The 24070-nt window shown below is 63.6% G+C and carries 18 protein-coding genes and 1 pseudogene; 11 read left to right on the forward strand and 8 right to left on the reverse strand.

What is annotated here, in order from left to right; translation table 11 throughout:
- Positions 1-99 precede the first annotated feature (99 nt).
- Positions 100-861 (forward strand): S1 family peptidase, encoded by a 762-nt coding sequence (locus V1278_RS04985; protein WP_334369060.1) that lies wholly within the window; start codon positions 100-102, stop codon positions 859-861.
- 304 nt (positions 862-1165) lie between these two features.
- Here V1278_RS04985 and V1278_RS04990 read toward each other — a convergent pair whose 3' ends face one another.
- The 3 genes from V1278_RS04990 to V1278_RS05000 all read right to left on the reverse strand — a co-directional run bounded on the left by V1278_RS04990 (position 1166) and on the right by V1278_RS05000 (position 6645).
- Positions 1166-3388, reverse strand: a complete 2223-nt coding sequence (locus V1278_RS04990) for an acetate--CoA ligase family protein (protein WP_334379890.1) — start codon at positions 3386-3388, stop codon at positions 1166-1168.
- A gap of 176 nt (positions 3389-3564) precedes the next feature.
- The gene (locus tag V1278_RS04995) at positions 3565-4140 is read right to left on the reverse strand and encodes a class GN sortase (protein ID WP_334379891.1); all 576 of its coding nucleotides are present in this window, start codon (positions 4138-4140) and stop codon (positions 3565-3567) included.
- A 234-nt stretch (positions 4141-4374) separates the two neighbouring features.
- Positions 4375-6645: a marine proteobacterial sortase target protein gene (locus tag V1278_RS05000; protein ID WP_334379892.1), complete on the reverse strand. Its 2271-nt coding sequence runs from the start codon at positions 6643-6645 to the stop codon at positions 4375-4377.
- A 256-nt stretch (positions 6646-6901) separates the two neighbouring features.
- Here V1278_RS05000 and V1278_RS05005 point away from each other — a divergent pair, with 256 nt between their 5' ends.
- On the forward strand, positions 6902-7666 hold the full coding sequence (locus tag V1278_RS05005; RefSeq protein WP_334384104.1) for a helix-turn-helix domain-containing protein: 765 nt from the start codon (positions 6902-6904) through the stop codon (positions 7664-7666).
- Positions 7667-7894: 228 nt separating this feature from the next.
- On the opposite strand, the gene V1278_RS05010 is transcribed toward V1278_RS05005, so the two are convergent.
- A complete protein-coding gene (locus V1278_RS05010) occupies positions 7895-9442 on the reverse strand; it encodes an acyl-CoA synthetase (RefSeq protein WP_334379893.1) in 1548 nt (515 codons plus the stop codon).
- 192 nt (positions 9443-9634) lie between these two features.
- Between V1278_RS05010 and V1278_RS05015 the strand changes: the two genes are divergently transcribed.
- The 9 genes and pseudogenes from V1278_RS05015 to V1278_RS05055 all read left to right on the forward strand — a co-directional run bounded on the left by V1278_RS05015 (position 9635) and on the right by V1278_RS05055 (position 19954).
- Entirely contained in the window at positions 9635-10789 is a 1155-nt protein-coding gene (locus V1278_RS05015; RefSeq protein ID WP_334365467.1) for an acyl-CoA dehydrogenase family protein, read from the forward strand.
- Between the two features lie 142 nt (positions 10790-10931).
- On the forward strand, positions 10932-12092 hold the full coding sequence (locus V1278_RS05020; RefSeq protein ID WP_334379894.1) for an acyl-CoA dehydrogenase family protein: 1161 nt from the start codon (positions 10932-10934) through the stop codon (positions 12090-12092).
- A gap of 16 nt (positions 12093-12108) precedes the next feature.
- A pseudogene (locus V1278_RS05025) lies at positions 12109-12264 on the forward strand (acyl-CoA dehydrogenase family protein); the annotation flags it as partial.
- A gap of 181 nt (positions 12265-12445) precedes the next feature.
- A complete protein-coding gene (locus V1278_RS05030; protein ID WP_334379895.1) occupies positions 12446-13663 on the forward strand; it encodes an ABC transporter substrate-binding protein in 1218 nt (405 codons plus the stop codon).
- 87 nt (positions 13664-13750) lie between these two features.
- Positions 13751-14407: a glutathione S-transferase family protein gene (locus V1278_RS05035; RefSeq protein ID WP_334379896.1), complete on the forward strand. Its 657-nt coding sequence runs from the start codon at positions 13751-13753 to the stop codon at positions 14405-14407.
- Between the two features lie 113 nt (positions 14408-14520).
- Positions 14521-15342, forward strand: a complete 822-nt coding sequence (locus tag V1278_RS05040) for an AraC family transcriptional regulator (RefSeq protein ID WP_334379897.1) — start codon at positions 14521-14523, stop codon at positions 15340-15342.
- 63 nt (positions 15343-15405) lie between these two features.
- Entirely contained in the window at positions 15406-16272 is an 867-nt protein-coding gene (locus tag V1278_RS05045; protein ID WP_334379898.1) for a 3-keto-5-aminohexanoate cleavage protein, read from the forward strand.
- A gap of 92 nt (positions 16273-16364) precedes the next feature.
- Positions 16365-17981: an acyl-CoA carboxylase subunit beta gene (locus V1278_RS05050; protein ID WP_334379899.1), complete on the forward strand. Its 1617-nt coding sequence runs from the start codon at positions 16365-16367 to the stop codon at positions 17979-17981.
- 11 nt (positions 17982-17992) lie between these two features.
- Complete coding sequence (locus V1278_RS05055; RefSeq protein WP_334379900.1) at positions 17993-19954, forward strand: acetyl/propionyl/methylcrotonyl-CoA carboxylase subunit alpha; 1962 nt, start codon at positions 17993-17995, stop codon at positions 19952-19954.
- Between the two features lie 140 nt (positions 19955-20094).
- Here V1278_RS05055 and V1278_RS05060 read toward each other — a convergent pair whose 3' ends face one another.
- From V1278_RS05060 to V1278_RS05075, 4 genes are read right to left on the reverse strand one after another with little or no spacing between them, the layout of a single operon-like run.
- Positions 20095-21087 (reverse strand): ABC transporter ATP-binding protein, encoded by a 993-nt coding sequence (locus tag V1278_RS05060; RefSeq protein ID WP_334365460.1) that lies wholly within the window; start codon positions 21085-21087, stop codon positions 20095-20097.
- Complete coding sequence (locus V1278_RS05065) at positions 21084-22097, reverse strand: ABC transporter ATP-binding protein (protein WP_334365459.1); 1014 nt, start codon at positions 22095-22097, stop codon at positions 21084-21086. The genes V1278_RS05060 and V1278_RS05065 overlap by 4 nt, the downstream gene beginning before the upstream one ends.
- Positions 22097-22990, reverse strand: a complete 894-nt coding sequence (locus V1278_RS05070; RefSeq protein ID WP_334365458.1) for an ABC transporter permease — start codon at positions 22988-22990, stop codon at positions 22097-22099. Before V1278_RS05070 ends, V1278_RS05065 begins: the two co-directional genes overlap by 1 nt.
- A gap of 4 nt (positions 22991-22994) precedes the next feature.
- The gene (locus tag V1278_RS05075) at positions 22995-23942 is read right to left on the reverse strand and encodes an ABC transporter permease (protein ID WP_057841301.1); all 948 of its coding nucleotides are present in this window, start codon (positions 23940-23942) and stop codon (positions 22995-22997) included.
- Positions 23943-24070 lie beyond the last annotated feature (128 nt).

Genomic DNA, 24070 nt, shown 5'->3' on the forward strand with positions numbered 1-24070 from the left:
GAAGTAGCACTCCGGGGAGCGGCTAACACGGATTGACTGCCCGAACCAGCCCGATCGCCGCGCTTGGCGATGCGCGCCGCACAAGCTATTGCTGCGCCGATGAAGATCCTGCCTCGAATGATAGCCGGCCTGGTGCTGCTGCTCCCTGTTCCTGCCCATGCCATCGTGGGCGGTGGTGCGCCGTCCACCGAAGGTGTGGCCCGCTCCATCATCACCATCGTCGGATCGCGCGGTAATTTCTGCACCGGGGCCTTGATTGCGCCAAGGCTGGTGTTGACGGCGGCGCACTGCGTGCAGCCCGGCGCAGAATACAAGATCGTCGAATATGGTGCGGACAGGCAACCCTCGCTGCAGGATGTGAAGAGCATCGCCATTCATCCTGGCTTCAACATGCAGGCGATCTCAGGACATCGTGCGACGGCGGACGTCGCGTTGCTGCAACTGGCGGCGCCACCCAAGGGAAAGACGGCGGCCGTGCTCGGATTGCCGAATATCCCAATCAGCGTCGGCAGCCGTTTTACGATCGCGGGCATCGGCGTAACCGTCCGCGGCGACGGCAAGAGCGGCGGCACCATCCGCCTCGGCAGCCTGATCGCGACCGGCAGGCCGGGAACGTTGCAGATCAGGCTGGTCGATCCGGTGGGGCAGGGCACGCGTGACGGGCTTGGCGCTTGCACGGGAGATTCCGGCGCGCCGGTGTTCGAGGACAAGCCAGGCGGTCCCGTCATTGTCGGCGTGGTGAGCTGGTCGACCGGGCCGAACGGCAGCGCAGGCTGCGGCGGCATGACCGGCGTCACGCCGCTGACGCTGTATCGGGGCTGGATAGTGCAGTCTGCGCAGAAGTGGGGCGCGGGGTTGTAACTACATCCGTCGTCGCTGCGAACGCAGGGACCCATAACCACCAGCCCACATTGTTGAAACGCAGCCGTCGCCTCGAGTGCCCATTCTGCCGGCCGCGGCGTATGGGCCCCTGCGTTCGCAGGGGCGACATGTTGAGAGGTTCTCGCCTCTATTCTGTCGTCCCTGCGAACGCAGGGATCCATACGCCGCGGCCTATCGGCAAGACGACAGGGCTAGTTATCTTCGTAACAACTGGCAACGGTGGTTATGGGTCCCTGCGTTCGCATGCGTTCGCAGGGACGACGAAAACTGCCGAACCAGTCACCTAATGCCCCGCCGCCTTGTTCGCGGCGGCGTTGTTCAGCACGATCAGGCCATCCACAGCCACGCCGAGCTTGTTGTTGATCAAAAACGGATTGACGTCGATCGAGGCGATGCGGTTGCCGGCATCCGCCATCAGGTTGGAGAGGCCGACCAGCGCCTTCACGGCGGAAGGCTCGTGCAGCGCCGGCTTGCCGCGATAGCCTTTCATCTTGATGCCGGCCTTGGTCTTGGCGATCAGTTGTTTCGCCTCGGCTTCGTCCAGCGGCGCGCCGGCGAGCGCCACGTCCTTCATCAGTTCGATATCAACCCCGCCGGTGCCGAACAGCACGACGGGACCCATCTCGGCGTCGAGCGAGGCGCCGACCACGAGTTCGAGATCGGCCTTGACCTGCTGCGCGATCAGAATGCCCTCGAGCTTCGGCTTGCTCTTGATCTTCTTCACCCGCGCGGTGATTTCGTTGAAAGCCTTCTTCACTTCGGCCGTGCTGTTGAGGTTCAGCACCACGCCGCCGATGTCCGACTTGTGCAGGATGTCGGCGCTGACCACCTTAGCCACCACGGGGAAGCCGATCTTCTTGGCGATCTTGACGGCTTCCGCCGCGGTCTGCGCAATCTCTTCCTTCGAAACCGGGATGCCGTAGGCTTTCAGCAGTTTCTTCGACGCAACCTCGTCGAGTGCGGCGGCGCCATTGGCGGCCTTGAGCGTCTTCTCCAGCATTGCGCGCGCGGAAGCTTTCGAGCTCGAGACGACGTCAGGCACCTCCTTGCGCAAGGACGCATATTCGATCAGCGACTTGATTGCCCCGACCGCACGGTCGAGGCCCTGCATCACAGCGACGTTCGGAAGCGACTTGCGCAGGGCCTTGGTGAACTCGGTGAACCCGATCGACATCGCGCTGATATAGACCACGGGCTTGTTGGCGGCGCCCGCCATCTCGTTGACGAGGCGCAGATTGCGCTCGCGCAATTCGTGCGGCGCTTTCGGCAATTCGGCGTCGATGATGACGATGTCGGTGTCGGGATCGTCGATCATGATCTTGATCGACTTGATGTAGACGGAGGGGTCGACCACGGCGGCAAAGCCGGCGTCGAGCGGATTGCCGACGATGCTGCCGGGCCCGAGCATTTGCGCCAATTGTGCCGTCGCATTCGGGCTGAGCGGCGCGAAATTCATGCCGGCCGAATAGAACGCGTCGATCAACAGGCCGCGCTTGCCGCCGGAGAGCGATACCGCGGCGAGCCGGTTGCCCTTGGGCGGATCGGCATGGACGAAACATTCGGTGGTCTCGATCAGTTCGTCCAATCCGCGGACGCGGATCACGCCTTCGCGGGTCGAGATCGCGTCGAAGGTTTCGATCGAACCCGCGAGCGCGCCGGTATGCGCCATCGCCGCGGCGCGGCCGCCTTCGGAGGCGCCTAGCTTGAGCGCGATGACCGGCTTGCCGGCCGCCCGCGCGGCCTTGCAGGCTTCACGGAACACTTTCGTGTTCCGGACACCTTCGAGATAGACGACGATGACGCGGATCGAGGGATCAGCCGCAAAATAGGTCATCAGGTCCGGCGTCTCGAGCCCGGTCTCGTTGCCGGTCGTCACCATATAGCCGACGCCGACGCCGCGATCCTCCAGCGTCTGCCGGATCGCCATCACGATTGCGCCGGATTGGCCGACAATTGCGACAGGACCGGCTTCCATGGTGACGATACGGTCGTCGATGTTGGTGAACAGTTTTTCGCCCGCGCTCAAATTGCCGAGGCAGTTCGGCCCAGTGACCGCAAGGCCGGTTTCGCGCACCGCCTCTTTCAATTCAACCGCCAGCTGCTGGCTCTCCTCGTCCTGCAACTCGCTGAAGCCTGAGGTGACGATGGTGGCGGAGCGGGCGCCGGCCGCCGCGGCATCGCGGATCACCTGCACCGCAAAACGCGCCGGCACCAGCACCAGCACGTGATCGGGTTTTTCGGGCAGGCTTGTAAAATCCTTGTAGCAGGGCACGCCCCAGATCGTTTCGCGCTTGGCGTTGACTGGAAACAGTCCGCCTTCGTAACCGTACTTGATCAGATTGTTCCAGATGCGCTCGGCATAGTTGCCGGGCTTGTCGGTGGCGCCGACCAGCACGATATTGCGTGGGTGCAGCATCGCATGGATGCTCTTGACGATGTCGCTGGCGTCAGGCGATGGCGACCATTTTTCGACCGTGTGCGATGCGGTGCTTGCCTGAGCGTCCATGGATATCCCTAACTCTGTTGTTCTTGGTTGTTTCTTGGCCGCGGCGATCGAGAACGATCGTCCCGCCGTGATTTTCTTTTGATTAGGACCTTTTTATTGAGCCTTGGCGAGGGTGGCAACACGCGTTGCGCGATGAGCGCCATTCGCGCCGCGCAAGATTTCCCGGCTCACAGAATTCAGTGCGTATCTGATACGGGTCCGATCATCGTGGCGTGCACAAGATAACGCTCCGGCCCCTGAGTCAGTGCGTCGAACGGCCAGCAGGTCGACAGCACCAGCTCATGCCCGCCCGCGAGCGGATCGATGCCGGAGGCATCGAAGCGCACGACCGAGGTCGTATCCACCCGATAGCGGAACGTCCGGCCGTCACGTCTCGTGACGTCGATTTCGTCACCGACAATGACGTTCTTCAGGAAGGCAAAATGCGTATCGCGATGCGCCGAATAGACGGCGACGCCGCGTTCGCCGGCGTCGGGCGTCTGTTCGACGTGACCCGGGCCGAAGGCGAGCGCCTGACCGCTAGAGCCTGCGAGCACGATGGCGCGGGCGCCGAGCCGCTTTACCTCGATACGAGCAACCGGCCAGGTGTCGGCCCGCGACCACGGCTTTGTCTCGCGCCCGGTTGCGACGGTTTCCTCGAAGGCGCGTTCGAGCAGGACCTGCGCGAGCAGCGCCTTGGCGTGGATGTACGCCCCTTGGCCGAACAGGATCAGGCCGATGAGTGCGAGAAGGAGAGGAAGGACGAATCGCATGGACACTCTCCCCGTCATTGCGAGCCAACGGGTCGCGCGAATGCGCGCCCGATGACAGGCTCCGCGAAGCAAACCACCTCTCCATGCGGGGATAGATGGATTGCTTCGTCGCTTTGCTCCTCGCAATGACGGTGGTTGGAGAAAAAGCGGCGCGCGCGGCTCTGGGGGGACGGGTGGAAGCCGCGCGCGCTCTGGAAAGAGGAGGTCGGGGGTCCCTCCTCCTTTCAGCCGACGTCAACGCAGTGACATCTGACGTCGATTGAACACCAAGACGATCAGGCTGAACGTGAGCAGGATCACGCCCGCAATCATCTTCAGTTCGGCATCGGTCGCCGTCCTCGGCAGCGTAACCGTGCTGGGCGCTGCGGTGGCGACAGGCTGGGCTCGCTTCAGCGCCGCGATCTGGACCCGCGCCTCCTCCGTATCCGCGCGCCGTTCCATCGGCATTGCGGGGGCGCGTGGGCGCTCGCCGAACACTTTTTCAAAATCCCAACCCGCCGGCAGGTTGATCGGCAGTTCCGAGACCTTGAGCGGCTCCCCTTGCGGACGGCTCGGCGTCTTGTCGACTGCGACCAGGCTGGTCAGCCGCGTGACGAGTTGATGCTCGAGCGCCAGCGCCAGAATCGCCTTATCCGCATCTTCCGGAGCCGCCTGCCGCGTGGTGCGCGCAACCTCGGCGTCCGCGATCTTGCGGCGCGCCCAGAGTTTGGACAGGCCTTTGCCTTCGGCTGCATTCGCCAGCGGCAGGGTGACACTCCATGGGCGATCGCCAATGCGGCCCCTGATCTCGACCGAGCCCGCGAGCTTGTCGAGCCTTGCCGCGAGCACCAGTGGCTCGTCGCGGTAGACGTCCGGAATCGCGGCCGGCGTCATGTCGGCACCGGCGTCGGAGAATTTCGCGACCAGATTGGTCACCGCGGGATTCTCCAGCTTGGCGAACAGCCCGCGCATGCGCTCTTCGACCTGCTCGACCGAGCCGATATGGGTGAAGGTGCCACGGCCGAGTTCGGCGGCGCGCGTCATCAGGTAGGTGTTCGGCGCCGAGCCGATGCCGACCATGAAGACACGCGAGCGGCCACGCAGCGCGCTGATGGTTTCGAACAATTGCTGCTCGTTGCCGATGGCGCCGTCGGTAAGGAACACGACCTGACGGACGTAGTTGGCATGGCCGGACTTGTCGGACAGCGCCGCGCGCATCGCGGGCACCATTTCGGTGCCGCCATTGGCTTGCAGTGCGCCGACGAAAGAGGTGGCCCGGCCGATATGCTCGCTGTCGGCCGGCACGGCTGACGGAAACAACAGATCCATGGTGTGGTCGAAGCGGATCACGTTGAAGCGGTCGTTCGGCTGCAGGCGGCCGAGCGCATAGATGAGGCTCGCTTTTGCCTGGACGATCGAGACGCCGCCCATCGAACCGGAATTGTCGATCACGAAAATCACCTCGCGCGGCAGCGGCTTCTGCTGCGCCTGCTCGACCGACGGTGGCGTGACGAAGGCTAGCAGATAGTCGCTGTCGCCGACGCGCTCGCGGAACAATCCAACCGAGGGCGCCGTCTCGGCCACGGGCTTCCAGGTCAGTTCGAAATCGCGATCCGCCGGCACCGGGCCTTCGGCCAATCGAAGAATGCTCGTATTCGCGTCCGGCTTCTCGGTTTTGATCGCGTGATGGTGGCTCTTGATCTCGCCGAGCGGGAAGCCGGCCTGCAGTCGCACGGTGATACGGGTCGGGCTGACCAGCGCGCTGGTCGCGGGATCGAGCACTTCGGGCGAGATGCGGTCGCGATCCGGAACGGGATCGGACTTGGTCGCCCCCCAGCCGCCACCCGGTTTGAAATCGACGCTTTGCACGACGGGCGCGGGATTGTAGCGTGGGGCCACCACCATCGGCACCCGCAGCGAGAACACGTCGCCGGATTGTTGGATCGGCTCCTGATACTCGATCTGCACCAGCACGGTTTCGCCGGGACCGATATTTGCGACCGAGTTGGTGAAGATGTTCGGCCGCTCCTGTTCGGTCAGCGCCGCTTTCTGCCCGTTCTGCTTCGCCTGTTCGTAGATGGCCTTCGCCTGCTGTCGCTCCTTGATGTCGCCGACCACGACGCGGTCGCCGATCACCATCTTCAGCGAATCGACCGCGCCGCCGGCCGACAGCGGGTAGACATAAACCGCCTCGACCCAGTCTTTCGAAGGGTTGCGGAAAATCTGGGTGACGCGGGCACGAACGGTCGGACCCGACACGGTGAGATCGACGTCGACACCGAGCCGCGAAGCGTCGGCATATCCCTCGTCGATCTTGAGGAGTAGCGAGCCGGCGCGTGCGTCGCCGGGCTTGAGGAAATTGGATTGCAGGCGCTCCGCCGACCACACCGGCTCGAAGCTCAAAAATAATGCCGCAAATCCGACCAGGATTACGGCAACGCCTTGTATCACAAAGAACAGCACCAGCCTGACCAGGCTGGGGCGTTCGTTGCGTTTGTCGGCCTCGATGTCGTCGCATGTCGTCATGTCGCTCTCTCCCGCACGGCGATTTTGCCGCGTGAGAGGGTGTGGAATTCAGCGATTTGGCGCGAGCGGAATGATCGGCCTTGTTCCGCCGCCGGCCAGCGCGGCCCGCCACGGTCGAGGCGGCCTTGTGCGGGTTTGTGATGGATTGTGCGTCTGTTACACTGAGCATGATCCCGACCCGAAGGGCCGCGTTGGCGCAAAGTGGGTACCGGTTTTCGGAAAAGATCATGCCCAGAGGAGGCAAGCAGGGGTGACGATGCCAGCGCCGGACAAGCAGCTTTCCGCCGAACAAAGCCGGCAGATTGCCGACACGATTCGTGAGGAGATCGCCCGCCGCCGCATCTCCCGGCAGTCTCTGGCAGAGCTTGCAAAACTCAGCCTATCGACGCTGGAAAAAGTGCTGGGTGGCCGCCGCCCGTTCACCCTCGCCACCACCGTCCGGCTCGAGCAGGCGCTCGGCGTTTCCCTACGCAAGACGCCGGAGGCGTCGGTGTCTCCGGCTGCCGTCAACGGCGAGGTTGCACCCGATGGCTTGGGCGCCTATTCGCGCCGCGCGGTCGCCTGGATCGAGGGAACCTACGTCACGGTGCGTCCCTCGTTCGGCGACAAGAACGCGATCTTTGCCTACCGCACCGAAATCTCATGGGACGATGCGGCGTCTTCCCTGGTGTTTCACGAGAGCGAGCGGCAGGACGCGGCGTTCACCCAGTTCGGCGAAGTGGCGGTGCCGAACCAGTCCGGCCACATCTACCTCGTCACCAACCGGCACGGCCAGCATCGCCTGATCACGGTGGCGCGGTTGGCGATTTCGGGCGAGATGTACGGCATCATCACGACGCTGCTTGCTGGCCGCGGCTCATTGTTGACGCCGATCGCGGCCCCAATCGCCTATCTCCCGATCAAGATGGTCGCGAACCCGACCTTTGGCCGCGTGTCTGCCGATGACCCCAATTACGCGCAATACCGCCAGCATCTGCGGCGAACGACGGAAGAACCCTTCGCGCTGTTCCTGCCGGGGTAGCCCTCTCCAATTTTTTCCGCTGTCGTCTTCCGCCTTGTGCGCAATTGCGCGGGGCGGACGATCCAGTACGCCGCGGCTTCACGGCTCAATCACGCTGCCAGTGTTTACTGGATGCCCCGCCGGAGCCTGTCGTCCGGCCGGCCGAAGGCTGCACCGGGTGCGACTTGCTACTTTGCATGGGGTTGTTTTCTATATTTCGCGGGGCATGACGATGTGGGCGCGGAAGAGTCACGAAGCCAGCTTGTCAGTCGCTTTCGGCGCGTTGAACTGCTGTCGCAGCGTCGGCTTGTGAATCTTGCCCGTCGCATTGCGTGGCAGCGCATCGACGAACTCGATCAACCTGGGACATTTGAACCGCGCCAGATTGGCCTCGCAGTGCGCGTGAATTTCGGCAGGCGTCAGCGTATGGCCCGGCTTGACCGCCACGATCGCCATGCCGACCTCGCCCCACTGCTCATCGGGAATGCCGATGACGGCAGCTTCGGCGATGCCTTCGAGCTGATGCAGCACGCTCTCGACTTCGGCCGGATAGACGTTTTCGCCGCCGGAAATGTACATGTCCTTCCAGCGGTCGACGATGTAGTAAAAGCCTTCCTCATCGACGCGCGTGGCGTCACCGGTGTGCAGCCAGCCGTCGGTGAAGGATGACTGGTTGGCGTCCGGCCGGTTCCAGTAGCCGGGCGTGACGTTCGGCCCCCTGACCCAGAGCTCGCCGAGCTCGCCGACATCCGCGTCCGTCCCATCGGGACGGACGATCCGCACTTCCGTATGCAGCACCGGCTTGCCGGACGAGCCGGCCTTGCGCGCGGCGTCCTCGCGGTCGAGTGCCAGCACGGCCGGCGACGTCTCGGTCATGCCATAGCCCTGCTGCAGGGCGACGCCGCGTTCTTCCCATACTTTCAGGAGCGGAACCGGCATCGGCGCGCCACCGACGCCGCCGATCACCAGGCGGCTGAAATCGGCGGTCGCGAACGAAGGATGCTGCGCCATGAACTGGTAGATCGCCGGCACGCCGAAGAATTGCGTAATGCCGTAGGATGGGTCGCTGATCAGTTGCAGCGCCTGGCCGGGATCGAACGCGCGCATGATTAGCACGGTGCCGCCGGCATGCAGCACGGGATTGGTGTAGCAATTGAGTCCACCGGTATGGAACAGCGGCAGCACCGTGAGCAGAACCGTCGACGGCGAGACATAGGCGGGGCCACCGAGATTGACGCAATTCCAGAACGTCATGCCGTGGGTGATGATCGCGCCCTTGGGCTGGCCCGTCGTGCCCGAGGTGTACATGATGGTCGAGATGTCGTCGTGCGTGACGCTTTCGAACCGGTCGAGCGGTTTGGATGCCGCGATCGCCGCTTCATAGGAGCCGCCGGGGCCAAGCAGCAGCGCGGATGAAACGTTGCAGAGCTTCGCGACGGTCAGCGCGACTTCCGCGAGATCCGTGTCATGGACCATCACCTTCGGCGAAGAATCGCCGACAATGAACTGCAATTCGGGAACCGTAAGCCGCGTATTCAAGGGCAGGAAGACCGCGCCTAACCGGCCGCAGGCGAACTGCACTTCGAGCGTATCGGTGGTGTTCAGTGCCAGCACGGCGACGCGGTCGCCACGCTTGACGCCGAGCGCATCGCGCAGATGCGTGGCAAGACGCGAAATGCGGCCGTCGAACTCTGCGTAGGAGAGGCGGCGGTCACTCGCGAGGTCGATGGCTGCGATCTTGCCCGGCGTGCGGCGGCCGAAATGGGCGATCCAGTCGTAATAGCGAACCGAGGGCATACTTCCTCCAGGGTGGAACGGTCTTGCGCCGCTCGATACCGGCGATCTTATCTCGTTTTATCTGATGAAGCCGGCATATCGGTGTAATGTCTTGCGTTGTGTGGCTGGCCGCATCGCCAGGTAGGCCGCAGCCGCTCAACGCAAGTTTGCGCGGGCCAAATCGGGGCATCGTAATCCTTGCGGAGGAAAGCCATGCTGGAGCGCACAAGGGTGCAAAGCCCGTTCTACACGGCGGATCACGAAGCGTTCCGCGACGTGATGCGCCGCTTCGTGGCGCGGGAGATCGAGCCCTATGCCCATGAATGGGACGAAGCCGGCGAATTTCCGCGCGAGCTCTATCGCAAGGCGTCCGATATCGGGCTGCTCGGGCTCGGCTTTCCAGAAGAGTATGGCGGTGTGGCCGCCGACCAGTTCATGAAGATCGTGGCGTCGCAGGAACTGGCGCGCGCCGGTGCGGGCGGGGTCAGCTCCAGCCTGATGAGCCACACCATCGGCTCGCCGCCGATTGCGCGCGCCGCGCGGCCCGAGGTCAAGGCGAGGGTGTTGCCGCAGGTGCTGTCGGGCGAGAAGATTTCGGCGCTCGCGATCACCGAGCCGAGCGGCGGCTCCGACGTCGCCAATCTGTGCACCAAGGCGCGGCGCGATGGCGACCATTATGTCGTCAGCGGGGAGAAGACCTTTATCACGTCGGGCATGCGGGCCGACTACCTGACGGTCGCGGTGCGCACCGGCGGCGAGGGACCGGGCGGCGTCAGCCTGCTGCTGATTGAAGGCGATACGCCGGGCCTGTCGCGGACGAAACTGAAGAAGATGGGCTGGTGGGCGTCGGATACCGCAACCCTGCATTTCGACGAGTGCCGCGTTCCGGCCGAGAACCTGATCGGCGAGGAGGGGCAGGGTTTCAAGCTCATCATGCAGAATTTCAACAGCGAGCGCATGGGCATGGCGGCGAGCTGCACGGCCTATGCCGGTGTCTGCGTCGAGGAGGCGATGGCCTATGCCAAGCAGCGCAAGACCTTCGGCAAGCCGATTGCGCAGCACCAGGTGATCCGTCACAAGATCGTCGACATGGCGCAGAAGGTCACGGCCTCGCAGGCGATGCTGGAAATGTTGGCGTGGCGGCTCGGGCAGGGCGAGAGCCCGGTCGCCGAAATCTGCATGATGAAGAACCAGGCGACCCAAACCATGGCGTTCTGTGCCTCCGAGGCTGTCCAGATTTTCGGCGGCGCCGGCTTCATGCGCGGCGTCAAGGTCGAGCGCATCTATCGCGAGGTCAAGGTCAACGCCATCGGCGGCGGCACCGAGGAGATCATGAAGGATCTCGCCTCGCGGCAAATGGGGCTGTGACAATTTCGCTCAGCCCGGGTCATTCCGGGGCGCGAGCGAAGCGAGCGAGCCCGGAATCCATTGGGCCGCAACTACTGTCGCGTAATGGATTCCGGGTTCAGCCCTTTGGGCTGCCCCGGAATGACGAAGGATAGATTAAAACATGCTCTTCATCGCCGACCACGACGAACCCCGCCGTATCTTGCAAAAATTCATCGCCGCCGAGATCAATCCCTTTGTTGACGAATGGGAGAAGAACGACATCTTCCCGGCGCATGAATTGTTCAAGAAGCTTGGCGACCTCGGCTTTCTCGGCCTCAACAAGCCGGTCGAATACGGCGGCCAGGGACTCGATTATTCCTACGCGCTGATGATGGCGGAAGAGCTTGGTGCCATCAAATGCGGCGGCGTGCCGATGGCGATCGGGGTGCAGACCGACATGGCGACGCCGGCGCTGGCGCGGTTCGGTTCTGATGAGGTGCGCCGTGAATTTCTCGCGCCGGCGATTGCCGGTGATGCGGTGGCCTGCGTCGGCGTCTCGGAGCCGGGCGCCGGTTCCGACGTCGCCTCGATCAAGACGCAGGCGCGCTCCGACGGCGACGATTACGTCATCAACGGCGGCAAGATGTGGATCACCAACGGCGTGCAGGCCGACTGGATCTGCCTGCTCGCCAATACCAGCGACGACCAGGTCCATCGCAACAAGTCGCTGATCTGCGTGCCCATGAAGACCAAGGGCGTGCAGGTCGCGCGCAAGCTCGACAAGATGGGCATGCGCTCATCTGACACCGCGCAGATCTTCTTCGACAACGTCCGGGTGCCCAAGCGCAACCGGATCGGCGAGGAAGGCAAGGGCTTTACCTACCAGATGGTGCAGTTTCAGGAGGAACGGCTGTGGGGCGCGGCGGCCTGCCTGAAGGCGCATGAATTCATCATATCAGAGACGATCGAGTACACTCGCAACCGCAAGGCGTTCGGAAAGTCGATCCTCGACAACCAGACCGTCCATTTCAAGCTGGCGGAGATGCAGACCGAGGTCGAGCTGTTGCGCGCGCTGGTCTACCGCGCCGCTGAGGCGTTGATCGCGGGCGAGGACGTGACGCGGCTTGCTACCATGGCCAAGCTGAAGGCCGGGCGCTTGGGGCGCGAACTCACCGATGCCTGCCTGCAATTCTGGGGCGGCATGGGCTTTATGAACGAGACGCCGGTCAGCCGGGCCTATCGCGACAGCCGCCTGACCTCGATCGGCGGCGGCGCCGACGAGGTGATGCTGACGGTGCTATGCAAGATGATGGGCACGCTGCCCGGCATGAAACAGAAATAGCGGCGAAACGCGATTGGCCATTCAGGCACACGGCGGTGGTGGCACCAGCAATGACTTCGGCTTGGCCGCGGCCTACGCCACCGCGCGTCTGCTTCGGCTGGCTGATGGCCTGGACGAAGTCCACCGCAATCAGATTGCCCGCCTTGAACTGCGGAAACACAGCAACGCTTAAGACGGATGTCTGTTCGCGCTGCGCCTGCGTTCGGGTGTGCCATAGCGCTTCAGTAATCCGCGCGCCCAAGCTGCGACAGGGCAACCAGCGCTTAGACGCAAGACCCGGAACGTGGTCCTCCTACATTTTATCCAACGCCTGCGCAAAGCAGCCGAGATGCAACATAGTCTGGGAGGAAGGCATGACCTCGCTCAACCGTCGTACGCTACTTGCTGGTTCGGCGGCGGCAGGTGTTGTGGCGCTTGCGGGCCCCTCTCGTGCCGAAGACACTCCCGGCGTTACCGCGACCGAGATCAAGATCGGTTGCACCACTTCGCTGAGTGGTCCGGTGTCGGCGTTGGGAACGATCGCGAAATGCTCGGACGCTTATTTCCGCATGATAAACGATCAGGGCGGCATCGCCGGCCGCAAGATCAACTTCATCTACTATGACGATGCATTCAATCCGGCGAAAACCGTCGAACAAACCAGAAAGCTGATCGAAAGCGACGATGTCGCCTTTCTGTTTTCGATGCTCGGCACGGCGCCGAACTCCGCCGTGGTCAAGTACGTCAACTCGAAGAAGGTGCCGCATCTGTTCCTGTCGGTGAACGGCGACAAATGGGGCGATTACCGGAACTATCCCTGGACCATGGGTTTTGCGCCGAGTTCACGAACCGAAGCGCAGATCTTTGCTAAATACGCGCTGAGCCAGAAGCCCGATGCGAAGTTTGCCTTGCTCTACCAGAACGACGACCTCGGCAAGGATTTCGTCAACGGCCTGCGCGACGTGCTGGGGCCGCGCTACGATTCCATGGTGAAGGCAGTGTCCTACGAAGTCACCGATCCGACGATCGATTCCCAAGTCGTCGCACTGCGCGCCAGCAACGCCGATGTTCTGATCTCGGGCGTCACGGCGAAGTTTGCGGCGCAGTCGATCCGGAAGGTCTTCGAACTCGACTGGAAACCGATGCATTTCGTCACCAGCGGCGCCGCCTCGGTGGCCTCGACCATCATGCCGGTCGGGCCCGAGCGCGCGGTCGGCGTCATCACCTCGGTGTATATCAAGGATCCGTCCGATCCGGCGTGGGCGGAAGATCCCGCGACCAAGGACTACTTGAAGTTCATGGCGAAGTATTACAGCGAAGGGAATCCGAAGGAGTTCCTCAACGCGTACGGGTATACGGTCACATCAGTGCTGCGCGTATTGCTGGAGCAGTGCAAGGGGAATTTCAGCCGCGACAGCATCATGCGCGAGGCGAACAACCTCAGGAACGTCGAGGTCCCGACCCTGTTGCCGGGCGTGCGTGTCAACACCAGCCCTACCAACCACCATCCGTTGCGTCAGATGCAGTTGCAGCGCTGGGACGGAAAAGGTTATGTCCGGTTCGGCAATATCATCGAGGGGGCAGATCTCTGATGCGGCACGCGCCGGACGTATAAGGATGTCGTTGCGGACGGCCTGCCGGCGTTCCAGACTGCCAATCAAGAAAAGAGGGAACGCCTGATGATCACGCTCTATCACTGCGACGGCGCGCGCTCGTTCCGCCCGCTCTGGATGCTGGAAGAGATGGGCTTGCCCTACGAGTTGAAGATGCTGCCGTTCCCGCCGCGCGTGCTCGCCAAGGAATATCTCGCGATCAACCCGCTCGGCACTATTCCGTTCATGATCGACGGCGAGACCAAAATGACGGAGTCCTCCGGCATCTGCTACTATCTCGGCACCAAATACGGACCGACGCCGCTGGTGGTAGGGCAGGATGATCCGGCCTATGGCGCCTTCCTGAATTGGATGTATTTCAGCGACGCCACGCTGACCTTTCCGCAAACGCTGGTGCTGAGATACAGCCAGCTCGAGCCGGAGGAACGGCGGAACCCGCAAGTTGCCGGCGATTACGCGAAATGGTTCCTGGGCCGGCTGCGCGCGGTCGAGGCAGCGACCGCCAATGCCGAAAACCTGTGCGCCGGCCGCTTCACCGCGGCCGATATCGTTAACGGCTATGCGCTGCGGCTGGCCGGCAATATCGGCCTGGACCAGGATTTCGGGCCGAATGTCAGGGCCTATTGGGCCCGGTTGCAGGAGCGCGAGGGTTACCAGCGCGCGGTTGCGGCGGAACGCAAGGCCGGCGTCGAGCAGAACGTGGCGCCGCGGGTACGGGCTTGAAATGGAGCCAATTCGGGCCGCGAATTAACCTTTGCCGATCGGTGACAGCCCACGAATTTCCGCTATGGTTGACCCATCGCAGCGGCCAAAGAGCCGCGCGAGGAGGACGAGCCATGGACGGTACCGGCCACAAATCCGGCCATCTGATGCTGATCACCCCGGAACGCGTGTTCTACGCCGGTCTGCTCGGTCGGCCCCGGCAACGCTGCTCGGGCGCCTTCAACATCTATGTTGCGATCGAGGGCGGTCTCTGGCTCACCACGGCAGATGGCCGCGAAACCCATGGCGACATGGTCGCTCTGTTGCCGAACGTCAGGCACACCATCGCCAGCGATCATCGCTCGGTGCTCAGCGTCGTCATCGAACCGGAGAGCGTTCGTCCCGGTGTGCTCGACGATCTCGCGACGCGCCTCGCGGGGCCTGAGGGCGCGGCATTCGCCAGCCGCATTCGCGCCGCCTATCGTGAACTGCGCGAGCATCACGCCGGCTGTGAGTTTTCCAGTGCCGAATTCGATCGCCTGTGCCTTGGCGAAGTCTTGCCGCAACGTGAGCTCGATTCTCGCGTGGCGCGCGCGATCGTGCAGATCGGAAAATTCTCCGGCGAGCCGGTGACGGCGGCAAGCTGCGCTGCGGAGGCCGGATTATCGCCGTCGCGGTTCCTGCATCTCTTCAAAGAGCAGACCGGGATATCCTTCCGCTCGTTCCGCGCCTGGAAGCGCGCGCGGCATTTGCTGCATTTCGCCAACCAGGACATCAACCTTGCGCATCTCGCGCAGGATATCGGCTATCCCGATTCGACGCATTTCAGCCACTCGATCCGCCGCTTCTACGGGCTGAAGCCGCGCGCAATCTTTTCAGGCTCGCGCGATCTCGCGATCTATAGCCACGGCCGTGCCGGCGCCGACAATAGCGGGTTGACGCAAGAAGCCGGCTGATGCGGCACGCATGATCGCGCCGGATGTTCGCGATCTCTCGCGTCCCGTTTCGAAGGTTGATCCATGGGCGACAAGGCCGTCATTACCTGCGCGCTGAACGGCGTGTTGACCGATCCGAAGCAGCACAACGTGCCGGTGACGCCGGAGCAGATGGCGCGTGAGGCCAGGGCCGCCGTCAACGCCGGCGCCAGCATCATGCACATCCATCTGCGCCAGCAGGAGCCGAACAAGGGGCATCTGCCGTCCTGGGACGTCAACGTCTCCAAAGAGATCCAGCAAGCCATCCGTGAAGCCTGCCCCGGCGTCATCATCAATCACACGACAGGCACGTCGGGTCCGAAATATCAGGGAGCGCTCGACTGCGTGCGCGAAACCAGGCCCGAGATTGCCGCGTGTAATGCCGGCTCGCTGAACTATCTCAAGGTGAAGTCCGACAACACCTGGGCCTGGCCGCCGATGATGTTCGATAATGCGGTCGAGAAGGTGCAGGACTATCTCGACGCCATGAAGGAAGCGGGCACGATTCCCGAGTTCGAATGTTTCGACGTCGGCATCGTGCGCTGTGTCGGCATGTACGTGCAGACCGGCATGTATTCCGGACCGCTCGAATATAATTTCGTGATGGGCGTGGCGTCAGGCATGCCGGCGGATCTGGAGTTGCTGCCGATCCTCTTGAAGCTGAAATTGCCGCAAGCGCATTGGCAGGTCACTGCGATCGGCCGTGCCGAAATCTGGCCGCTGCACCAGCGCTGCGCCGATCTTGGTGGACATCTGCGCACTGGGCTGGAGGATACCTTTTATCTTGCCGATGGCACCAAGGTGACCTCGAACGGGCAGTTGATCGAAGCCATCGCCGCCTGCGCACGGCGTGCGGGCCGTGAGATCGCGAGCCCGGCTGAAGCGCGGCAGATATTTGGGACAAGGCATTGAGCTGTCATTCCGGGGCGCGAAGCGAACTCGGAATCTCGAGATTCCGGGTCTGGTCCTTCGGACCATCCCGGAATGACGGAGTGAGTTAGTTTATGGCTATCCTCGAATCCACCATCTCCCCCTCCGGTGCCGCCTACAGGGCCAATCGCGACGGCATGCTGGCGCTGATCGCGCGCATGCGCTCGCTGGAAGATCGCACGCGCGCAGCATCGGCCCAAGCCAAAGATCGCTTCCACAAGCGCGGGCAATTGCTGCCGCGCGAGCGCGTGGCGCTGGTGCTCGATCCCGGCTCGTCGTTCATCGAACTATCGACGCTCGCCGGCTACATGTTCGACGTGCCGGACGCGGAGAAGAGCGTTCCCGGCGGCGGCGTGATCGCGGGTATCGGCTTCGTCTCCGGCATCCGCTGCATGGTCAGCGCCAATGATTCCGGCATCGATGCCGGCGCGCTGCAGCCGTTTGGCCTCGACAAGACGCTGCGGGTGCAGGAACTGGCGCTGGAAAACAAGCTGCCTTACGTGCAACTGGTCGAAAGCGCCGGCGCCAATCTGCTGCGCTACCGCGTCGAGGATTTCATCCGCGGCGGCAACATCTTTCGAAATCTCGCGCGGCTGTCGGCCGCGGGGCTGCCCGTTGTCACGGTGACGCATGGATCGTCAACGGCGGGCGGCGCCTACCAGACCGGGCTCTCCGATTACATCGTCATGGTCCGCGGCCGCACCCGCGCATTCCTGGCCGGACCGCCGCTCTTGAAGGCGGCGACGGGTGAGATCGCAACCGAGGAGGAACTCGGTGGCGCCGAGATGCACACCTCCATTTCGGGTCTTGGCGACTATCTCGCCGAGGACGATCGCGACGCGCTGCGCATCGCGCGCGATATCATGGCCAGTCTGGAATGGGATCGGCCGAGGGCTTCGGCGCTGTCCTTCAAGCCGCCACGCTATGACGCTGAGGAACTGCTCGGCATCATGCCGATGGACCACAAGCGTCCCGTCGATATGCGCCAGGCTATCGCGCGCTTCGTCGACGATTCCGATTTCACCGAGTTCGGCGCGAATTACGGCCCGGCGACGGTCTGTGGCCACGCCCGCATCGAAGGACAGGCGGTCGGGATCATCACCAACAACGGCCCGCTCGACGTGCCCGGTGCCAACAAGGCGACACATTTCATCCAAGCCTGCTGCCAGTCGCGCACGCCGCTGCTCTACATGAACAACACCACCGGCTACATGGTAGGCCGTGCCTATGAGGAAGCCGGCATGATCAAGCACGGATCCAAAATGATCCAGGCGGTGACGTCGGCGACCGTGCCGCAGATCACGATCTATTGCGGCGCGTCGTTCGGGGCCGGCAACTACGGCATGTGCGGGCGCGGCTTCCACCCGCGCTTCTGCTTCTCCTGGCCCAATGCCAAGACCGCGGTGATGGGCGGCGAGCAGGCCGCCGAAACCATGGCGATCGTGACAGAGGCTGCGGCGGCGCGGCGGGGCAAGCCGATCGAGAAGGAAAAGCTGGAAGCGATGAAGGCGCAAATCACGGGCGTGTTCGACGGCCAGATGGACGTGTTCTCGACCAGCGCGCGGGTGCTCGACGACGGCGTGATCGATCCCCGCGATACCCGCAGCGTGCTTGCCGAAGTGCTGGCGATCTGCCGCGAGGCCGAGGCCCGCACGCCGCAGCGCATGCAATTCTCGGTCGCCCGGCCATGAGCGGAATCGAGATGAAGCGAACGCCATTCTTCAAGATTCTCGTCGCCAATCGCGGCGAGATCGCGCTGCGGGTCATGCGCACCGCGCGCCGCCTCGGCTATGGCGTCGTGGCCGTTTACTCCGACGCCGACCGCGACGCGCTGCATGTCCGTGAGGCGGACCAGGCGGTGCGGATCGGGGAGGCGCTGCCGGCGCAATCCTACCTGCGGATCGATGCGATCATCGCCGCCGCCAAAGCCAGCGGGGCCGGCGCGGTGCATCCGGGCTACGGCTTCCTCGCCGAAAACGAGGATTTTGCGCAGGCCTGCCGCGATGCCGGGCTGGTCTTCATCGGACCGTCGCCGGAGGCGATCCGGGCGATGGGCAACAAGGCCGGCGCCAAGGACATCATGCGAGAGGCTGGCGTGCCCATCGTGCCCGGCTATCAGGGCGCGGACCAGAGCGACGCGGTAATGCTGGCAGAGGCCAGGAAGATCGGCTTCCCCGTGATGATCAAGGCGGTCGCCGGCGGTGGCGGGCGCGGCATGCGGCTGGTCGAGGACGCCGCGGCATTTCCCGATGCACTGCGCAGCGCAAGGTCGGAGGCGCAGGGCGCGTTCGGCGATCCCACGGTGATCCTGGAGCGCGCGATCGTCGATCCCCGCCACATCGAGATTCAAGTATTCGGCGATCGCTACGGCAATGCCATTCATCTCGGCGAGCGCGATTGCTCGGTGCAACGCCGACACCAGAAGCTGATCGAGGAAGCGCCCTCGCCAAAAGTGACGCCGGACTTGCGGGCGCGCATGGGCGCCGTTGCGGTCGGTGCCGTCAAATCGATCGGCTATGAGGGCGCGGGTACGTTGGAGTTCCTGCTCGATCCGTCCGGCGAGTTCTATTTCATGGAAATGAACACGCGCCTGCAGGTCGAGCACCCCGTCACCGAAGCGATTACCGGGCTCGATCTGGTCGAACTGCAATTGCGCATTGCGGCCGGCCAGCCGCTCGGGCTCAAGCAGGAAGACGTCAAATTTTCCGGCCACGCCATCGAGGTGCGGTTGTGCTCGGAGGACGCGGACCATGACTTCATGCCGCAATCGGGGCGAATAGAGCTGTGGCAGATGCCCGACGGCATCCGCGTCGATCACGCGCTGCGTTCAGATTCGGAGATTCCGCCGTTCTACGATTCGATGATTGCCAAGATCATCAGCCATGGTGCCGACCGCAACGAGGCCCGCGGGCGGCTGATTTGCGGGCTGGAGCAGACCGCGGCATTCGGCGTCACCACCAATCAGGGATTCCTGATTTCCTGCCTGCGCCATCCTGCCTTTGCGAGGGGCGAAGCGACCACGGCCTTCATCGGTGATCACCGCGACGAATTGCTGGCGCCGCGCGTGAGTGACAAGGCCGAAGCTGCACTGGCGGCATTGCTGCTTTTCGTCACCAACCCGCATGCGCCGCCCTGGCGCAGCGGACGCAGTCTGGCGGCAACCTTTCCGCTGACGATGCGGATCGACTTTGGCCACGGTGCGTTCGAGGTTGATATCGTTCGGAACCGCGACGGGAGTTATGTCGCGGGCTTCGAGGGCGACGAGCGGCGTTTCGAGATCGACGAGCTCGGCCCCGACACGATCCGCTTCCGTGCCGACGGCATGATGGAGTCAGCGAGATTCTTGCGCGATGGCGACCAGCTCTATGTCCTGCATCGCGGAGCCTCGATTGCCGCCCGCGATCTGACGCTGGCTGCACCGGCCTCCGCTGTGGCGGCGGACGGCGACGGCAAGGTGCGCGCGACGATGAACGGCCGTGTGGTCGCGGTGCTGGTCAAGCCCGGCGAGCAGGTTGCCGTCGGCCAACCGGTTATGACGCTGGAAGCGATGAAGATGGAGCACGTGCACATGGCAGGTGTTGCTGGCACGGTTTCGTCGATCGATGTCACCGAGGGCGAGCAGGTGACGACGGGACGGATCGTCGTGGAGATTGCGGCGGCGTGACAAAAATCTCTGTCGTCCCGGGCTTGACCCGGGACCCATAACCACGAACGTTCGATTTGTGCGAAGTTGGGGCAATAACTTTGGTTCGTAAGTAGCAGCGGTGGTTATGGGTCCCTGCGTTCGCAGGGACGACGATAGACTTATTCCGGTCGTCCCGTGCCGTCGTTCAGCCAGCACGCTACCTGATGTCCTTCGCCGGCCTCCACCAGCGCCGGCCGCTCCACCTTGCAGCGGTCCATCACATAGCGGCAGCGGGTGTGGAAGGCGCAGCCTGAAGGTGGATTGATCGGGCTCGGGACGTCGCCGTCGACCATCGGCGCGAGGCGCTTTGCCTTGGGATCAGCGACCGGGACTGACGCCAGCAGCGCCTGCGTATATGGATGCCGCGGGTTGGCGAACAATTCCGACTTGTCCGCGATTTCGACAATGCGTCCGAGATACATCACGGCGACGCGATGGCTGATATGGGCGACGACGGCGAGATCGTGGGCGATGAACAGGTAAGAAAAATCGTTCTTGCGCTGCAGGTCGATCAACAGGTTGATCACCTGCGCCTGGATCGAGACGTCGAGCGCCGAGACCGGCTCGTCGCATACGATCAGGCTCGGCCCGAGCGACAGTGCCCGCGCGATGCAGATGCGCTGCCGCTGGCCACCGGAGAATTGGTGCGGGTAGTTCTTCATCTGATCGGGCCGCAATCCCACCTGCGCGAATAGTTCCGCGACGCGTTCCTGCTGCGCGCGGCCGGTCGCGAGCCCATGCACGGCGAGCGGCTCGCCGACGATATCGCCCGCGGTCATGCGCGGATTGAGCGAGGCGAACGGATCCTGGAACACGATCTGCATGGAGCGACGGTGCGGCCGCATCTCGGCCTTGCTGAGCCCGGTGATGTCGGTGCCGTTCAGCTTGATGGCGCCGCTGGACGGCTCCACCAGCCGTAGCACGGCGCGTGCGACCGTCGATTTGCCGCAGCCGGATTCGCCGACCAGCCCGAGCGTCTCGCCCTTGCCGACCGAGAAGCTGACGCCGTCGACCGCATGCACAGTGCCGACGCGCCGGCGCAGGACGCCGCCGCGCACCGCGTAATGCTTGACGAGGTCGGTGACTTCAAGGAGGGGGCGTTGGTCGCTCATGGCGCGCCCACCAATTCGGTTGCGCGCCAGCACGCCGCGAGATGATTGGCATCGACTTCCTGCAGCGGTGGATATTCGGCGCGGCATCGGTCCACGGCAAGGCGGCAGCGCGGCGCAAAGGCACAGCCCGGCGGCAGGTTGGTCAGCGACGGCACCATGCCGGGAATCTCATTCAGTCGCGCATCGGTCTTGGCACCAAACGAGATCACCGCCGGCATCGAGGCCATCAGCCCGCGCGTGTAGGGATGCTTTGGATTTTCGAACAGGTCCTCTACCGTCGCTTCCTCGACCTTCTTGCCGGCATACATCACGATGACGCGTTGCGCGGTCTGCGCGACGACGCCGAGATCGTGCGTGATCAGGATCAAGCCGGTGCCGAGCCTCTTTTGCAGATCGACGATCAGCGCCAGGATCTGCGCCTGGATCGTCACGTCAAGCGCGGTGGTCGGCTCGTCCGCGATCAACAGCGCCGGCCGGCACGCCAGAGCCATCGCGATCATCGCGCGCTGCCGCATGCCGCCGGACAATTGATGCGGATATTCGTGCGCGCGCCGGTCCGGTTCGGGAATGCGGACCAGGCGCAGCATCTCGACCGCCTTGGCCCAGGCCTCCTTCGCGGTCATCTCCTGGTGCAGGCGGAGCACTTCCGTGATCTGGTCGCCGATCCGCATCACCGGATTGAGCGAGGTCATCGGCTCCTGAAAGATCATCGAGATTCGATTGCCGCGGATATCGCGCATCTCGGCCTCGTCGAGGCTGAGCAGATCGGTGCCTTCCAGCGTCACCGAGCCGCCGACCACGCGGCCCGGCGGGTCGGGCACCAGCCGCATCACCGACAGCGCGGTCACGCTCTTGCCGCAGCCGGACTCGCCGACGATCGCGAGCGTCTCGCCGCGGCGGACGGTGAACGAGACGTCGTCGACCGCGCGGAACAGCCCGGAATTGGTGAAGAACACCGTCTGCAGGTTCTTCACATCGAGAATAGTGTCGTCCTTGCGCGCCTCGCTCATCAGCCGCGTTGCCTCGGATCGAGGATGTCGCGGAGCGCGTCGCCGAACAGATTGGTGCCGAATACGGCAAGGGAGATGGCGACGCCCGGGAAAATCACCAGCCACGGCGCGGTGCGCACATATTCGGCCGCCGATTCCGACAGCATGCGGCCCCACGACGGATAGGGCTCGGGAATGCCAAGGCCGAGGAACGACAGCGAGGCTTCGGTGAGGATGGTGGAACCGAGCTGCGCGGTCGCCAGCACGATCAAGGGCGCGAGCGTGTTCGGCAGCACGTGACGCAGCGCAATGCGGGTCTCGCTCATGCCGATCGATTTTGCGGCCTCGACGAAGGGCTGCTCGCGCAGCGCCAGCGTATTGGCACGGATCACGCGGGCGACGGTGGGGATCAACGGGATCGCAATCGCGATGATCACGTTCGGCAGCGAGGGACCGAGCGCCGCGGTCATCACCAGCGCCAGCACCAGCAAGGGCAGGGCCTGCAGGATGTCGGTGACGCGCTGGAACAACAGATCGACCCAGCCGGACAGATAGCCCGATACGAGGCCGACGATGACGCCGATCGACGATCCCAGCGCGGTGGCGCCGATACCGACGGCGAGCGAAATGCGCGCGCCGTGAATGATCCGGCTCCAGACGTCACGGCCGAATGAATCGGTTCCCATCCAGTGCGCCGCGCTCGGCGCTGCCAGCCGCTGCGCCGAATCGACACTGAGCGGGTCGTAGCGGGCGATCAGGTCGGCCGAGATCGCCATCCAGACGAACATCACCATGATCACAAGGCCGATCGTGCCGAGCAGATAACGCTGCGCCAGGAACACCAGCCGGCGCCAGCCATGCGTCGAATGAGCGCCGGCCCGCCTCAACTCGCTCTCGAAGTTAATCGTGGTCACGCGGCTAGTCCCCATACCGGATGCGCGGATCGATCGCGGCGTAAAGCATGTCGACGGTGAAGTTAGCGACCACCACGACCACGGCGATCAGCATCACGAGATTCTGCACGATCGGGTAATCGCGCCAGCGCAACGCCTCGACCAGGAAGCGGGCCACGCCTGGAATATTGAACACGGTTTCGGTGACAATCAGCCCGCCGATCAGGAACGCCGCCTCGATGCCGATCACGGTGATAACAGGGAGAATCGCGTTCTTCAGCGCGTGGCGATAGTTGACCGAAGCCTCGGACGCGCCCTTGGCGCGCGCGGTGCGGATGTAGTCCTGCCGCAGAATTTCGAGCATCGAGGAGCGCGTGATGCGCATGGTCAGCGCGGCGCTGCGAAAGCCGACCGCCATCGCCGGCACGGCATAGATCGCGAACGCCTCCGTCCAGGTTGCCGGGTTCGGATTGTAGATCGGCATGTGGCCGAACAGCGAAACCGAGGCCATCAGGATAAGCAGCCCGAGCCAGAAGGAAGGCAGCGACAGGCCGCTCAGGCTGACGACACGGAGGGTGTAATCCAACCGCGAGCCTTGGTGGACTGCGCTGAGAACGCCTAAGGGAATGCCGATCGAGGCCGAGAACAACAGCGCCAGCGCCGCCAGCCGGGCGGTGATCGGAATGCGCGGCAGGATCTCTTGCAGCGCCGGCTTTTCCGAGACGTAGGAATAGCCGAGATCGCCGTGCAGCAGCCCGCCGATCCAGTTCAGATATTGCTGGTAGATCGGCAGGTTGAGGCCGAGTTCCTTTTCCAGGTTGGCCTTGTCGGTGGGATCGACGAAGCCGGCGGCGTCGAACAGGATGTCGACGATGTTGCCGGGGACGACCCGCAGCAACACGAAGATGATGATCGAGATCCCGATCAGGGTCACGAGCATCAAGGCGAGGCGTCGCACGATATAAGCAAACACCCGGCTACTCTCCCTGACTATCCGTCATTCTCGAACCCCTCCGTCATTGCGAGGAGCGATAGCGACGACGCAATCCATCTATCCTCGTGCAGAGAGGTGGATTGCTTCGCTTCGCTCGCAATGACGGA

The organism is Bradyrhizobium sp. AZCC 1577 (assembly GCF_036924575.1).
Classification (GTDB): domain Bacteria; phylum Pseudomonadota; class Alphaproteobacteria; order Rhizobiales; family Xanthobacteraceae; genus Bradyrhizobium.

Excerpts from the sequence above, each read along its gene's own strand:
- V1278_RS05030 (WP_334379895.1), top strand. The coding sequence starts at position 12,446 with ATGACCTCGCTCAACCGTCGTACGCTACTTGCTGGTTCGGCGGCGGCA.
- V1278_RS05015 (WP_334365467.1), top strand. The coding sequence starts at position 9,635 with ATGCTGGAGCGCACAAGGGTGCAAAGCCCGTTCTACACGGCGGATCAC.
- V1278_RS05010 (WP_334379893.1), bottom strand. The coding sequence starts at position 9,442 with ATGCCCTCGGTTCGCTATTACGACTGGATCGCCCATTTCGGCCGCCGC.
- V1278_RS05020 (WP_334379894.1), top strand. The coding sequence starts at position 10,932 with ATGCTCTTCATCGCCGACCACGACGAACCCCGCCGTATCTTGCAAAAA.
- V1278_RS05060 (WP_334365460.1), bottom strand. The coding sequence starts at position 21,087 with ATGAGCGACCAACGCCCCCTCCTTGAAGTCACCGACCTCGTCAAGCAT.
- V1278_RS05000 (WP_334379892.1), bottom strand. The coding sequence starts at position 6,645 with ATGACGACATGCGACGACATCGAGGCCGACAAACGCAACGAACGCCCC.
- V1278_RS04995 (WP_334379891.1), bottom strand. The coding sequence starts at position 4,140 with ATGCGATTCGTCCTTCCTCTCCTTCTCGCACTCATCGGCCTGATCCTG.
- V1278_RS05040 (WP_334379897.1), top strand. The coding sequence starts at position 14,521 with ATGGACGGTACCGGCCACAAATCCGGCCATCTGATGCTGATCACCCCG.
- V1278_RS05005 (WP_334384104.1), top strand. The coding sequence starts at position 6,902 with ATGCCAGCGCCGGACAAGCAGCTTTCCGCCGAACAAAGCCGGCAGATT.
- V1278_RS05065 (WP_334365459.1), bottom strand. The coding sequence starts at position 22,097 with ATGAGCGAGGCGCGCAAGGACGACACTATTCTCGATGTGAAGAACCTG.
- V1278_RS04985 (WP_334369060.1), top strand. The coding sequence starts at position 100 with ATGAAGATCCTGCCTCGAATGATAGCCGGCCTGGTGCTGCTGCTCCCT.
- V1278_RS05050 (WP_334379899.1), top strand. The coding sequence starts at position 16,365 with ATGGCTATCCTCGAATCCACCATCTCCCCCTCCGGTGCCGCCTACAGG.
- V1278_RS05055 (WP_334379900.1), top strand. The coding sequence starts at position 17,993 with ATGAAGCGAACGCCATTCTTCAAGATTCTCGTCGCCAATCGCGGCGAG.
- V1278_RS05045 (WP_334379898.1), top strand. The coding sequence starts at position 15,406 with ATGGGCGACAAGGCCGTCATTACCTGCGCGCTGAACGGCGTGTTGACC.
- V1278_RS04990 (WP_334379890.1), bottom strand. The coding sequence starts at position 3,388 with ATGGACGCTCAGGCAAGCACCGCATCGCACACGGTCGAAAAATGGTCG.
- V1278_RS05035 (WP_334379896.1), top strand. The coding sequence starts at position 13,751 with ATGATCACGCTCTATCACTGCGACGGCGCGCGCTCGTTCCGCCCGCTC.